General features: G+C 51.1%; 13 protein-coding genes and 1 pseudogene. 12 read left to right on the top strand and 2 right to left on the bottom strand.

The genetic code is table 11. From position 1 onward, the window contains the following. The first annotated feature begins 111 nt into the window (after positions 1-111). From JNE38_RS16860 to JNE38_RS16820, 10 genes and pseudogenes are all read left to right on the top strand, one after another. Positions 112-1,218, top strand: a complete 1,107-nt coding sequence (locus JNE38_RS16860) for a D-TA family PLP-dependent enzyme (protein ID WP_203254822.1) — start codon at positions 112-114, stop codon at positions 1,216-1,218. A gap of 133 nt (positions 1,219-1,351) precedes the next feature. Continuing rightward, positions 1,352-1,942, top strand: coding sequence for a GNAT family N-acetyltransferase (locus tag JNE38_RS16855; RefSeq protein WP_203254821.1), 591 nt, complete (start codon positions 1,352-1,354; stop codon positions 1,940-1,942). A gap of 95 nt (positions 1,943-2,037) precedes the next feature. After that, on the top strand, positions 2,038-2,451 hold the full coding sequence (locus tag JNE38_RS16850) for a DUF3054 domain-containing protein (protein WP_203254820.1): 414 nt from the start codon (positions 2,038-2,040) through the stop codon (positions 2,449-2,451). A gap of 75 nt (positions 2,452-2,526) precedes the next feature. Beyond that, a complete protein-coding gene (locus JNE38_RS30970) occupies positions 2,527-2,658 on the top strand; it encodes a hypothetical protein (protein WP_023556963.1) in 132 nt (43 codons plus the stop codon). A gap of 146 nt (positions 2,659-2,804) precedes the next feature. Next, positions 2,805-3,164 (top strand): hypothetical protein, encoded by a 360-nt coding sequence (locus tag JNE38_RS16845; protein WP_203254819.1) that lies wholly within the window; start codon positions 2,805-2,807, stop codon positions 3,162-3,164. After that, positions 3,148-3,773, top strand: a pseudogene (locus JNE38_RS16840) (thiamine phosphate synthase). Before JNE38_RS16845 ends, JNE38_RS16840 begins: the two are co-directional and overlap by 17 nt. Next, positions 3,774-4,436, top strand: coding sequence for a thiamine phosphate synthase (gene thiE / locus JNE38_RS16835; RefSeq protein WP_203254818.1), 663 nt, complete (start codon positions 3,774-3,776; stop codon positions 4,434-4,436). It abuts the pseudogene before it with no gap. 90 nt (positions 4,437-4,526) lie between these two features. Further along, entirely contained in the window at positions 4,527-5,435 is a 909-nt protein-coding gene (locus JNE38_RS16830) for a hypothetical protein (protein WP_203254817.1), read from the top strand. A gap of 82 nt (positions 5,436-5,517) precedes the next feature. Further along, positions 5,518-5,808, top strand: coding sequence for an antibiotic biosynthesis monooxygenase family protein (locus JNE38_RS16825; protein ID WP_203254816.1), 291 nt, complete (start codon positions 5,518-5,520; stop codon positions 5,806-5,808). Positions 5,809-5,985: 177 nt separating this feature from the next. Then, the gene (locus tag JNE38_RS16820; protein ID WP_203254815.1) at positions 5,986-7,497 is read left to right on the top strand and encodes a two-component system sensor histidine kinase NtrB; all 1,512 of its coding nucleotides are present in this window, start codon (positions 5,986-5,988) and stop codon (positions 7,495-7,497) included. A 60-nt stretch (positions 7,498-7,557) separates the two neighbouring features. On the opposite strand, the gene JNE38_RS16815 is transcribed toward JNE38_RS16820, so the two are convergent. Both JNE38_RS16815 and JNE38_RS16810 read right to left on the bottom strand, forming a co-directional pair. Beyond that, a complete protein-coding gene (locus JNE38_RS16815) occupies positions 7,558-8,247 on the bottom strand; it encodes a response regulator (RefSeq protein WP_203254814.1) in 690 nt (229 codons plus the stop codon). Then, positions 8,244-9,437, bottom strand: a complete 1,194-nt coding sequence (locus tag JNE38_RS16810) for a sensor histidine kinase (protein WP_203357604.1) — start codon at positions 9,435-9,437, stop codon at positions 8,244-8,246. Before JNE38_RS16810 ends, JNE38_RS16815 begins: the two co-directional genes overlap by 4 nt. A gap of 216 nt (positions 9,438-9,653) precedes the next feature. Between JNE38_RS16810 and JNE38_RS16805 the strand changes: the two genes are divergently transcribed. Together JNE38_RS16805 and JNE38_RS16800 are read left to right on the top strand one after the other, a co-directional pair. After that, positions 9,654-10,040: a MarR family winged helix-turn-helix transcriptional regulator gene (locus tag JNE38_RS16805; protein WP_203254813.1), complete on the top strand. Its 387-nt coding sequence runs from the start codon at positions 9,654-9,656 to the stop codon at positions 10,038-10,040. Between the two features lie 20 nt (positions 10,041-10,060). Then, complete coding sequence (locus tag JNE38_RS16800; protein ID WP_203254812.1) at positions 10,061-13,201, top strand: efflux RND transporter permease subunit; 3,141 nt, start codon at positions 10,061-10,063, stop codon at positions 13,199-13,201. Positions 13,202-13,221 lie beyond the last annotated feature (20 nt).

Below are 13,221 nucleotides of genomic sequence, written 5' to 3'. Positions count from 1 at the left end.
GCTTTTTTTGGCTCGCATGGATGTCTCCTTCCCTATGAAAGGTCGCCAAGGTATGATAGGCAAATAGGACACCTTTTCCAAGGGAAACAGACATATCGGGAGGGCTCGCAAATGGACATCACCCAATTGGACACACCTTCACTGCTGCTGGATGTTGACAAGATGGAAGCGAATATCAAACGGATTGACAGCTTTGCAAAAGAACAAGGGATCGCCTGGCGCCCGCATATCAAGACGCACAAATCCGTTGAAATTGCGAAAAGACAAGTGGCGAGTGGGGCATGCGGAATCACGGTCGCCAAGGTGGCCGAGGCCGAAGTGATGGCGAGGGGCGGCATTACCAACATATTGATTGCCTATCCGCTGGCATCTCGCAAGAAACTCGAGCGAGTGGCCGAATTGCTTCCCCTCGCCACCATCATTCTCACGATCGACTCCGCTGAGCAGGCGCAGCATGTGCAGGCTTTTTTCCAACAAATCGGACAAGACATCGAAGTCTGGATCAAAGTGGATTCCGGATTGAAGCGCTGCGGGGTGGATCCGGGCGAACCCACTTTGCGACTGGCTCAGCACGTGAGTGAAAACTGCCCGAATCTCAGGCTGAGAGGGCTGTACACCCATGCTGGCCATTCGTATGCTGCATCCACCTACGAGCAAATCGAAAAGATCGGCAGATACGAGGGCGAATGCATCGTCGCCAGTGCAGAGCTCTGTGAGCAGCATGGCATACCGATAGAAGTGAGAAGTGTAGGTTCTACCCCGACTTTTCAAATTGCTGGAAAAGTACCTGGAATCACGGAAGTACGTCCGGGCAATGCCGTGTTTTACGATGCGATTCAAGTAGGCCTCGGAGTTGCCTCCTATTCTGACTGTGCCCTTCGCCTGATCAGTACTGTCGTAAGTCAAAGGGCCACAGAGCGGCTGGTATTCGATACCGGGAGCAAATCCTTGTCGCTGGACCAAGGGGCTCACGGAAATGCCACGGTCAAAGGATTCGGTCATGTGGTAGATCATCCGGAAATCGTCTTAGAGCGCCTTTCGGAGGAGCACGGCATCGCTGCCATACAAGGGCGCACGACACTCGGCCTGCTGGATCGCGTCCAGATTATCCCGAATCACGCATGCACGGTGATGAATTTGTTTGATCAAGTGTACCTGGTCAAAAACGACGAGGTCATTGGCACCTGGCCGGTTGACGCACGCGGAAAGGTTCAGTAGCTAGGATGACATTTCCCTTTGTTGACAGAAAAGAAGGAATTGACAGATGATCTTCTGCCTCGTATCATAGGAAAAATTTATGAAAGCTGTTCTGCTTTTCACTTGGGGCAAAACAGTCGGAGGAGACATGATCATGTTAACCATCGCACCTGTCACACTAGAAGGAAAGTTTGTCCGTTTGGAGCCGCTGCGCCTTGAGCATGCGGAAGGTCTGTGGGAAGCGGGTCAATTCGAACAAATCTGGACCTACATGTCCTCCAGGATGAGCAAGCCAGAAGATGCGAAAACCTTTATCGAGCTTGCATTGAATCATCAAGCGGAAGGTACGGAGCTCCCTTTTGTCATCGTGAACCGACAGGACGGGAAGCTGATCGGCAGCACGCGTTTCTTGAACATTTCACGGAAGGATCGTGGTTTGGAGATTGGCTATACTTGGCTGACCCCGTCCGTCTGGAAGACAATGATCAATACGGAATGCAAACTGCTCCTTCTGCGGCATTGCTTTGAGGACTTGGGGTGCATTCGCGTGCAGCTCAAGACGGATTCGAGAAACAAGAATTCTCAGCGGGCGATTGCCAGAATCGGCGGAATATATGAAGGAATCCTGCGCAATCACATGATCCTGCCGGATGGGTATATTCGTGATTCGGTGTACTTCAGCATCGTTGAAAGCGAATGGCCAACGGTCCAAGAAAAATTGAATTTGTTGCTGTTTGGTGAATAAAAGGGCAGAACGATTGTGAGGCGAACGGAAGCGTGTGTACAATAAACGGGTAAGGTTTGTTGCACAATACAAGCTTCATGGAAAAGAGGATCTTCATGAGACATAAAATCTTGCCGGCAGGCTACGTTTTGCTCGCCGGGGATTTGATCGCCTTCCTGCTGTTCGCCTACTATGGAAAGCTGGCCCATCATTTGCCTGTAACGATACTTGGAATTCTGGATACCCTCGCACCGTTTTTAGCGGGGTGGATGGTTGCGATCCTCGTTTTTCGAACTTATAGAGAGAGGGCGTACTCCTCATTCGGACTGCTGCTCCTATCCACCCTTTTCACTTGGACACTAGCCGCACCGATCGGTCTGGTGGTCCGTGTCTGGTGGACGGGAATTCCCATGACCTGGACCTTTACCTGGGTGGCTTATGTGATTACGCTTGCGTTTCTCTTGGGCTGGAGAATCCTGTTTGCCATCGGTTATGAAGTCAGCAGACGATATGCGAGTAAGCTTGCCTGACCGAGGAGAATCGGAGAGTAAAGTAACAGAGTTTGGTTACGCTATCCTTTGATGACATCAAGGGAGGTGGACCGCTTGGGCAAGAACAACAACAGCAAGGACCTGGGGAAAAACCGCGGGAAGACGCTGGACGAGAATGACAAGAACACAAATCTGCGCCAGTCGCATCACAATGACCGCAATGAAGGTACGAGTAAAAGCCGCTGACTTTCAGCGGTTTTTCTTTTTGGAGGATGACGAGCAAATCGGCACGAACCAGGAATCATTATGTTATAATAGATTTTGTTTTTCTACGGCTTCTTCACGCGCGGCGGAAGGGAAGTCGAGTATGGAAAGCGAGTGGAGGATGGAGTATGACGGAACCGATGCAGGATGTACAGCCGGTGACCCTGTCGTCACAGGCGTTTTTAATATTGTGTCGCCTCTTTGACGGATGCTATGACGAGCTGAAACAGAATGAACAGCTGTCTGAGCTGGTCGAGTCGATCGCGGATATGCTGCTTGCAGGAGTGGAGACACTGGAAAAGCAAGAAACCAAACCAAAGAACATCACCTTTCCACTGACGCTGCAGCAAATGTTCCTGCTGAGAAAGCTCGTGGTGGATTTGCTGGCTCTTTCGCCATCGGAGGGGGATGGCAAAACCAAGCAGTGGCTTCAAGAATGCTTGACAGCGCTTTCTGGCGGAGGTATCTCGGATGCCCCCATCTCCTGAGCTCCATGTCATTACGAACGGAAGACAGGATCTTGATGACGTGCTTCGAATGGCAGAGGCAGCCTACGCAGGTGGCATGAACTATCTGCATATCCGTGAAAAACAGCGGACAGCGAGAGAATGCATGGACTGGGCGTACGAATTATCACAAGTAATACCGAAGCAATGCCTGATCATCAATGACCGTGTGGATGCAGCGGCAGCTGTGGATTGTCGCGGTGCACATCTAGCCTACCACAGCCTGACGCCGATTGAAGCGCGCAAGGTCTTGTCTGATGAACAATGGATCGGGCGTTCCGTGCATTCCGCCGAGGAAGCCGTACAAGCAGCGAACGAAGGGGTAAACTACGTGTTGTACGGTCATTTGTTTCCCAGCGGCTCCAAGCCGGGTGTACCTCCGAGAGGAACAGGGAGCTTGCCCGGATTGCAGCGAGTCTGACCATCCCGGTAATCGGGATCGGCGGAATTACTCCGGAAAACGTCAGCCAGGTCTTAGCGGCTGGTTGTGCAGGGATTGCCGTGCTGTCAGGGATTACGGACGCTCACGACGTCAAGCAGGCAGCATCGGCCTATCGCAACGCATTGGATACTTGGAAGGGGTACATATAGATGAAGAACCTGAATGTATTGCGTGAGAAAATGGGTGTGTACTTCGTCGTCGGTACACAAGATTGCGGTTATTCCATGGAACGGACGCTTGAAATCGTTCGGGAAGCACTGCTTGGAGGAGTAGGAACCCTGCAGCTTCGGGACAAAGGAAGCAAGCTTACCCCTGATCAAAAAGTGGAGCTGGGTCGTCACATGCAGGATCTTTGCCGTGAACACGGAACGCTCTTTTTTGTCAATGATGACGTCGAGCTGGCTGTGTACTTGCAAGCGGACGGGGTGCACGTTGGGCAAGACGATATGAACCTGTCGGATGTGAGAGCCATCGTTGGGCCAGATATGTACATTGGCGTATCAGCCGGGACGGTGGAGGAAGCCTTAGCTGCACAAGCTGGAGGCGTCGATTGTATCGGTGTGGGTGCCATGTTCGCAACGTCCTCCAAGGCTGATGCAGGGGAACCCATTGGCCCAGAAGGGTTGACAGAAATCCGAAAGGCCGTAGGGAGTGAGCTTCCTATTGTCGGGATCGGCGGTATTACTTTGGAAAATGCGGCGGAAGTGATTCGTGCCGGAGCAGACGGCGTGGCCATCATCAGTGCGATTAGTCGTGCAGCTTCCCCCCGAGAGGCAGCGAGCGCTATGCAGGGAATTGTACGATCTGTCTAGCACGGACAAGTGGATAAATACATATGGTAGTTAACAAAATCACTCGGCTGTTAGGAATCGCCTTATGGCGACCAAAAGGAGGTGGAGCCGATGAAAAATCGGATTTACCGGATCGGATACGAATGGGTCAGCAAGCGTGAGCTGCTGGAGAGACTGCTTTTGAATGAGAGCGCTCTCGTCGAGCATAAAAGGTTGCACCCTGCGCCAGACGACCAGGAGACCGAAGTCCCGCCAGAAGAAGAACGTCATAAAGTACTCATTCGCAGTCAACGACGCCCGGGAGAATGGGTGACTTTTAATGGCATGTATGAAATTCTGGAGCGCGAGCCGATCCCGTGGATTGATTCGCCCCTCGAATATCACCAGTTTGGGACAGAACTGATTCCAGGCAATATCCGCCGGGAAAAGGCACCGCAAGGCAGGATCCCTGCCCGCACGAAGCTGCAGGTGGCTGCTGTGCGTCAGGATACCGTCTTTGTAACGGTTCCTGGCCATCCCTCGCGGCGCTATGAGATGTTATTGTCCCACGCACGATTTGCAAAGGATTTTCCGACGGAGCTGGAAATGAAGCTGCAGGTTTATGCGTTTCCTCCTCGTCCCGACATTTTTGTGGATTGGCTGTTGAAGGAAGGACGCAAATCAGGAATTATTACGCGGCCGAATCAGGAGCGAGTGGAAAAATCCGCTTTTCAAGTGTGGGATGATCTTCGCCAGGAATATGGAATCAGTGTGAGTGCTGCCTTGCTGGCCATTAAGCAAGCATTGATCGTGCTGGATCGGGCGGGAGTCGAAACTGATTTTCCCTATCCCGTTCAAGAGCGCTCTGATTTATCCCTGTTCAGTGAGGCGGAGCGGGACGCGTTCTACTCGTATCACACCGTCCGCAGTGCCATGGCAGCGGTTGCTGCGCTTTTGACCACCGATCCTAAAGACCCCCTGCAGGATACTCTGCTCATGGATATCATGCTGGAGCAGCAGATGAACCGCCGGCGCGAATAGACGCGTCTGCGGTTCATTTTGGCATTGTCCGATTCCGAGGTATAATGGAAGCGGGAACCAATCGATAAAGGAAGTGATGAGCATGTACGTATCCATGAACAGACTGCAGGTACCGGCTGATTACCAATCCCAATTGGAACGAGCTTTCGGTGGTGGCGGTGAACGAATGAAAGAGGTTCCTGGATTTCTTGAGTTCCTTTTTCTGGCCCCTACGGAGGGGGATGAGTACATCGTCTTCACAAAATGGGCGACTGAGGAAGATTTCAAAAATTGGACACAGAGCGAAGCATTCAAACGTGCGCACGCTGGCAGTAACCCAAATAGTCCCGTCAAATCAGACCTGCGCAACTACATCGTCAAATCTCATTCGTAATTTCAGGGCATTTGTCTCCACGTGGGGCAAGTGCCTTTCTGTTTCTTTGAAATATTTTTGTCCCTACTAGTCTTTACGTCTGCTTTACATCTTGGCCCTGTTGCGTCCATAATAGAAGCATTCCAAAGTTGGAAGAAATCACCACTGCATAGTAAGAAGTAAAGGAGCCAGAGCGATTTGAAAAATCGAATACGCACTTATCTTACTCATCTGGCCCCTGTATTGGCGGCCGAAATGCTTTCATTTCTTTCCAATGGACACCAAGGTATTGCCTCAAAACCAGGGGAGTGTACACATCCCAAATCTTGGCTGGTGCAATTGATTGCAAGACTGGCAGAGACGGTAGAGACAGAAGATTATCGGGAGTTGGAAAAGCATGTAGGAGAGTTTGCGAGCACGTGTGCGGAACAGGGCATGTCCTTGCTCTTCGCGGTGGAGCGTTTGCGAGTGTGCCGAGACAAAGTGCTGGAGTACTTGAATCGAGACTCGGATACGCTGGTACTGACTACCGAAGATCGTGTGGTGTATTATCAAATCCAGCTGCAGCTGTACCAAGTAGTCGATCGGGTAGTGGCTTTTTTACTGGAAAAGGAAAAAGCAGATCCAGAACAAAAAGAGGGAGCGATCCAGCCGAATGCCCAGGGGGATCTTTTCTCAGAGGTAGCAGAGCAAGAGCTCGTTCAGCTCGTTCTTCAATCCAGTGACATCGCTGTCCTGATGATTGACCGTCATTTGAAAATCATCGAGGCAAACTATGCGCTGGCAAGGTTGTTTCGAGTCGATCGGGAGAAAATTTTGGGGACGAACATTGACGAAAGCTTTTGCCCGCATGAAAGTGAGCGTTTCGTCCAATGGGTCATTGAACGCGGCCAGTCCGGTCATTATGTCGCCGAATACAACTCGCAATGGACGACGGTCAGCACGAGCCCGATTTATCATGCGGGTGAGGTGTGGGGTGCGATAGCTGTGCTGCGGAACTTGACGGATAGCAAGCGTTATGAGGAAGAGTTGACGAAAAGGGAAGCATTGGCGGCAGTCGGTCAACTGGCCGCGGGGATGGCGCATGAAATTCGGAATCCGCTTACATCGATCAAAGGGTTCATTCAGCTGCTGAGAGAGCAAGGCGAGCCCAATCGTAGCGAGTCCTATTTTTCCGTCATTTTGACAGAAATCGAACGTATTGACGGCTTGCTCAATGACGTTCTTGTCCTAGCGAGATACAGAGACGACAAGATTGTGACAGAGCATTTCCCTGTCATGGAGGAAATCTACGGAGTGATCCGTTTGCTGGAGCCTGAGGCGAACAGAAGGGGCATCAAGCTGGAGCAGCAGATAGCAGATGGAGATTGGTACATAATGGGATATCGGTCCCGAATCAAGCAGGCTTTTCTGAACATCCTGAAAAATGCCTTCGAGGCACTGGTCAATCGCGGCTCGTTGGTGTCCATCACCGTATTTGCCTCCATCCATCAGCTCGTCATCACGGTAGAAGACGATGGGGAGGGGCTCTCTCGGGATACCCTGCAGAATTTGTTTGTTCCTTTCTTCACAACCAAGCAGGAGGGAACGGGTTTGGGATTGTCCACGACTCAGCGGATCATCAACGACCATGGCGGAGAAATCTTTGCAGACAATTCGCCGAGGCTGGGGGGCGCTCGCTTCGAGATCCGGCTGCCATTGACAACATAAGTCTTTGCAAAGGGGTACAAAAGCAAAAGACGGAACAAATTCCGTCTTTTTTCATGCTTCTTATTTGACCAGCTGCAGGCGAAGCGCCATGGCGACGGCTTGTGTCCGGTCTTCAACTCCCATTTTTTGCAGGATGCGGTGGACGTGGGTCTTTACCGTACCTTCTGAGATGAACAAGTTTTGGGCAATTTGGTCATTGCGGTAGCCATACGCGATTTGCTGTAGGACATCGAGCTCGCGATCCGTCAAGTCATCCAGGAGAACGGAGGCGGATTGGGGGCTTTCGGGTATGGCGCGCTGTGATTGCAGCACTTCCGCCAAAGCCTTGGCAGCAGTTACGGTGTGAAACAACGCTTCCCCTTGGTAAGCGCGACGAATGAGGTCGAGCATCTCCTGCGAATCAGCATCTTTGAGCATATAGCCGACTGCTCCCGCGCGAATGCCATCTACGACATAGTTATGGTTATCAAACGTCGTCAGGATGAGCACTTTCAAGGTGGGGTGATGGAGCATGATCTCCCTCGTCGCATCTATTCCGGATTTGTTTGGCATCTGCACATCCATCAAGATGACGTCAGGTGTCAGTTCCCCAACGAGCTTTACCGCTTCCTCCCCGTCTGAGGCTTCTCCGATCACTTCCATATCCGGTTGCATTTGGATGACGTATCCTAGTCCCTGACGTATCATCGTCTGGTCATCTACTAAAACCACACGGATTTTCTCATTCTCTTGCTGTTTCGTTTCTGTCATCTCCTCATGCTCCCTTCCTGTGTGAATGGTGTCAAGGGGATTTCCACATCAATCTGAAAGCCGTGTGGATCCCGCACAAAATAGCGAAGGCGTCCGTTCAGTTTTTGCAGTCGTTCCGAAATACCGTTTAATCCAAAGCCAGGCTTGACTGCTTTTTCTTTTGTAATGCTCCCGTCATCGCGAATGGAGAAAAAGATGGTGTTCCCGCGGTGTTCCAATGCTACTTCGATTTTTTTGGCGTCGGAATGTCGCAACGAGTTTGTCACGGCTTCCTGTAAAATCCGGTAAAACGTGATCGTCGCTTCTTGAGACAACGTAATGTCGAGATCGTCACTGACGAGCTCCATTTTGACCCCTGTATGCTTCTCCGCCTGGGACAGCAGGGCACGCAGCGGGCTCAGGCCCAGCGAGGTTTTATCCATGGCCAAGGTATGAACGGAGGAGCGAATTTCTTCGAGACTTTGCTTTGCGACTCCGAGCATATTCCGTACGGCTTCCTGGGCGAGAGGCGGCCCATCCTGAAGCATGTATTTCACAGCCTGCAGCTGTACGATGAGCGATGTCAGGCTGTGGCCGAGCGCATCGTGGATATCCCGGGCAATGCGCGTACGTTCCTCCAATACCGCTACCTGCATGGTGTGGAGAGCGGCTTCCTGGAGCTGGTCATGCGCTTCCTGCAGCTCAGAATGGGCTTTTTGCAGTTCTTCGAGATGCTGCTGGTTCATTTGATAAGCGGTGTTTTGAATGCGGTAGCCTCGTGCCCCGATGTAGCACCCCATATAAGTCAAGATGAACGGGATGATGTGCTGAATGGGCAGAATTTCCTCGAAGTACATGGAAAGCGTGGTACAGACGCCAAAAAAGGTCGCATAGGCGAGCGAGCGCTTCCCCTCAATGTGAAATCCGATGAATACGGCCAAGGGCAGCATCATTCCAAAGCCTTCCCCGCCAACAAACACACTCTTCAATAAGGAAAGCGATCCAAGCAGAATCGTAACTAGCTCAATCTGGAAGGGCTTCCAATTCTTTTTAGACGCCCAGAACAAGACGATATATAAAAAGAATAGTACCATAGTAGTGAAAAACTGCAGGGGAGTTTCCCGCATGAATGAATTCGGTATCAACGACAGAATGATTAGAACGGAAAACCAAATGATTAACAGCCGTTTTTGAATGGCTTTTAGACTCATACGCAACAAAGAGACATCCTTCTTTCTCTGTTGGGATTATCGCTTAGTTTCATTCTAGCATGCGCTGTCGTCTATCTCTAGATAGATACCGTCGCCTTGGAAATCAACCAACTGGTAGACTTCACTACCTAGGACTGTAGGTAGAATAAAGTTGGTAAATGTGCACTTTGCAAGAAAGGGTCTAAGGTTGCGTAGTGAATGCAAGGGGAGGCTTTCATGAAAGAACTGATTCAGCTGGCAAAGCTTCTGCGGGAAGCGAGTGCCTTGTTTTCGTCGATTTCGAAAAAGGAACTGGACACCGGGGATGTTACGTGGCAGCAGGTTCTGATCCTGGAGCAAATCGAAAAGGGTCCAAAGACGATGGGAGACATAAGTAAGGCTGTCGATCTTTCATACAGTACGACTTCGGGCCTAATCAACAGACTCGAACAGGAAAATCTGGTGAGGAGGTTCCGAGATAAGAGTGACCGCCGCATTGTGTGGGTCTCTATGACCGATCGAGTTTTTGAACAGGATGGGGTGGAGCGGGAAGATCCTCACGCAATCTCATCTCTTCATGCCCTGCAAGATTTATTTACAAAAGGTAAGAAACTGACTAGCTGATCTAAAAGAGGTGAGTACATTTGAATCTGTCAGAACTCTCGATTAAACGCCCCGTCACCATGATCATGCTGACGGTGGCCATGCTTATTTTTGGCTTCGTGTCCCTCCCGCGTCTGGCGATCGATTTGATGCCTGACTTGAACTTTCCAGTCGCGGTCGTCGTGACGTCCGTTGACGGGGGGTCTCCGAGCGAGGTAGAAAAACTGGTCACGAAGCCCATTGAAAATGCACTGGGAACGGTGTCGGATTTAGATAGCATTTCATCCGTCTCCGTTGAAGGTGCTTCACAGGTCATCCTGATGTTCAACTGGGGGACCGATCTGGATCAAGCCACACTGGATATGCGGGAAAAAGTGGACCAGGTCCGCGGGGCTTTGCCTGATTCCGCGCATGCTCCACGCGTACTGCGCATTGATCCAAACAGTCAGCCAATCATCCAGTTTGCTGTGACGGGTGATCAGGATGTAAACAAATTGAAAAGCATGGCCGAAGATTTGATCCAATCCCGATTGGAGCGGATCGATGGAGTGGCATCCGCTTCGATAAGCGGTGGTCAAGATCGCATCATCGACGTCATCGTCGACCCGGCAAAGCTGTCGGCATACGGTTTGACGCTCGATCAGATCTCTCAGTCCTTGAGCAGCGGCAACCTGTCCGGTTCAGCTGGCTCGGTGCGAGAGGGTGATGGAAAGCTTAACATCCGCGTACAAGGTGAGTTTGCGAATGTAGAGCAGATCGCTCTGACTCCGATTGCCGTAGGGAATGGCGGTTCCATTCGCCTGAGCGACATTGCCCAAGTGAAAGATACCACCGAAGAAGTCACGCAGCTTAGCTATGTCAATGGAAAACCGAGTCTTGGCATTTCCATTACGAAAGCTTCCGGAGGCAACACCATTGAAGTTGCCGACGAAGTGAAAAAAGAGATGGAGAAGATCAAAAAGGATCTGCCAGAGAACATCCAGGTGACGACAACCCTTGATACGTCTACATACATCAAGGACTCCATCTATACAACGGCAGAGCATGCTCTGCTTGGTGGACTGGTCGGGATCATCCTGCTGTTCTTCTTCCTGGGAAGCTTCCAGTCCATGATCATCGCGATCATCGTGTTGCCTGTCTCGATCGTAGCGACCTTCCTGCTCATGTACATGACAGGACAGACGATCAACCTGATCTCGCTTTCCGGTTTGACGCTGGGTCTGGGGTCACTGATTGACTTTGCGGTCGTTATGCTGGAAAACATTTTCCGTCAGCGCGAAAAAGGAAAAGGAATGATGGAAGCGGCATTGATCGGTTCCAAAGAAGTAGGGACTGCCGTTATGGCATCAGCCCTGGCGCAAATTTGCGTATTCTTGCCGATTGCCCTGACAGAAGGGATCGCGGCCGAGCTGTTTGGTCCGCTGGCATTGACCGTCGTATTCTCCCACATCGCTGCACTGGTATTCTCGATCTTGCTCGTTCCGATGCTCAGCTCACGCATCTTGAAAAAAGTGCCGGAGCACGGGGAGCGCAAAGATTACCGAGGAATCAACCCGGTTGTTTGGTTTAATATCGGGTTCCATAAGGTAGAAAAAGCTTATGCAAAACTGCTGGGCTGGTCATTGGGACACCGCAAGACCGTCATGATTTCCGCGGTTGTCATGATGGTGGGCTCTCTGGCTCTTACGCCGATGATCGGTGCTGAGTTCATTCCGAGCATGGACCAAGGGCAGGTATCGGTATCCATCAAGATGCCGAATGGCACCGTCTTAGCCGAAACGGAAAAAGTAACCAAACAAGTAGAAGACATCGTGAACCAGGTTCCTGAAAAGGACATTGTGGCCACCTCGATCGGCAGCAACGGCTCACCGCTTGCGAGCACATTGTCCTCGAATCAGGCGACCATCACGCTGATGCTGGTAGACGTTACCCAAAGGCAGCGTTCTTCAGATGATGTCGTAATCGATTTGACTGAAAAACTGAAGTCTATTGCTGGCCCTGAAATCAAAGTCAGCGCTGCTCAAGGTATGTCGACAGGTTCACCGATCGAACTGACTGTTCGCGGGGATGACCTCGATGTACTCAAAGACATCAGCGGCATCATCAAAGGGGAAGTACAAAGCATTCCTGGCACAAACAACGTGACGACCAGCCTGGAAGAGTCCAGACAAGAATTCGAAGTGAAAGTAGATGCGGAAAAAGCGAGTCTGTACGGCTTGACTACTGGTCAAATTCTTTCGTCTGTGCGCACTTCGTTCCAAGGTACGACCGTCACGAAGTATCGCACAGGTGACGATGAAATTGACATCAAGCTGCAGTTGCCTGAGAATTATCAGGAAGATATCAACTACCTGAACAATTTGCGCATTTCCGCACCAGGCGGGGCACAAGTAGCGCTTTCTTCTGTGGCAACGCTCAGCAAAGTAGACGTTCCGTTGACCATTAATCGCTCCAACCTGACGCGTGAAGTGAAAATTACGAGCGATTTGGCTGGACGCGACTTGAACTCCGTTACGAAAGATATTCAAGCAAAAGTGGATAAGCTGAATCTCCCAGACGGCTACAAACTGGAATTCGGCGGACAAAGCCAAGACATGGCCGAATCGTTCGGCAGCCTTGCACTTGCGATTGTCCTTTCCGTGGTATTGCTCTACATGGTTATGGCGGCACAGTTTGAATCGCTGTACAGCCCGTTCATCATCATGTTCTCGGTTCCACCGACCGTTACTGGCGTACTGCTTGGCTTGCTCGTAACAGGAACGCCGATTAGCGTATCCGTTTTGATCGGTTACATCCTCCTGATCGGTCTGGTCGTGAACAATGCGATCGTACTGATCGACTACGTCAACCAATTGCGTGCTCAGGGCTGGGAATTGCGCGATGCAATCTTGCACGCGGGACCAATCCGTCTGCGTCCGATCTTGATGACCACGCTGACCACAATCCTTGCGATCGGTCCGCTCGCATTCTCCGGCGGATCGGGCACAGAAACGCAAGCGCCAATGGCCGTTACCGTCATCTTCGGTCTGAGCTTTGCTACATTGATTACGCTTGTATTGGTACCAGTTGTTACGTCGTGGTTTGATGATATGGGCAAAAAGCGCCGCGAACGGAAAGCGAAACGGAAAGCAAAAAGAGAAGCCAAGAAAAACGCCAAAAACGCTCCCGCTCTGGAAGTGTAGTACGTTTGTGGGATAAGGAG

Origin of the sequence: Brevibacillus choshinensis, assembly GCF_016811915.1 — a bacterium.
Lineage (GTDB): Bacteria > Bacillota > Bacilli > Brevibacillales > Brevibacillaceae > Brevibacillus > Brevibacillus choshinensis_A.
The sequence above is the reverse complement of the archived record's forward strand: the minus strand, read 5'-3'. Positions and strand labels throughout refer to the sequence as shown.

Excerpts from the sequence above, each read along its gene's own strand:
- JNE38_RS16810 (WP_203357604.1), bottom strand. The coding sequence starts at position 9,437 with ATGAGTCTAAAAGCCATTCAAAAACGGCTGTTAATCATTTGGTTTTCC.
- JNE38_RS16805 (WP_203254813.1), top strand. The coding sequence starts at position 9,654 with ATGAAAGAACTGATTCAGCTGGCAAAGCTTCTGCGGGAAGCGAGTGCC.
- JNE38_RS16845 (WP_203254819.1), top strand. The coding sequence starts at position 2,805 with ATGACGGAACCGATGCAGGATGTACAGCCGGTGACCCTGTCGTCACAG.
- thiE (WP_203254818.1), top strand. The coding sequence starts at position 3,774 with ATGAAGAACCTGAATGTATTGCGTGAGAAAATGGGTGTGTACTTCGTC.
- JNE38_RS16860 (WP_203254822.1), top strand. The coding sequence starts at position 112 with ATGGACATCACCCAATTGGACACACCTTCACTGCTGCTGGATGTTGAC.
- JNE38_RS16855 (WP_203254821.1), top strand. The coding sequence starts at position 1,352 with ATGTTAACCATCGCACCTGTCACACTAGAAGGAAAGTTTGTCCGTTTG.
- JNE38_RS16850 (WP_203254820.1), top strand. The coding sequence starts at position 2,038 with ATGAGACATAAAATCTTGCCGGCAGGCTACGTTTTGCTCGCCGGGGAT.
- JNE38_RS16815 (WP_203254814.1), bottom strand. The coding sequence starts at position 8,247 with ATGACAGAAACGAAACAGCAAGAGAATGAGAAAATCCGTGTGGTTTTA.
- JNE38_RS16830 (WP_203254817.1), top strand. The coding sequence starts at position 4,527 with ATGAAAAATCGGATTTACCGGATCGGATACGAATGGGTCAGCAAGCGT.
- JNE38_RS16825 (WP_203254816.1), top strand. The coding sequence starts at position 5,518 with ATGTACGTATCCATGAACAGACTGCAGGTACCGGCTGATTACCAATCC.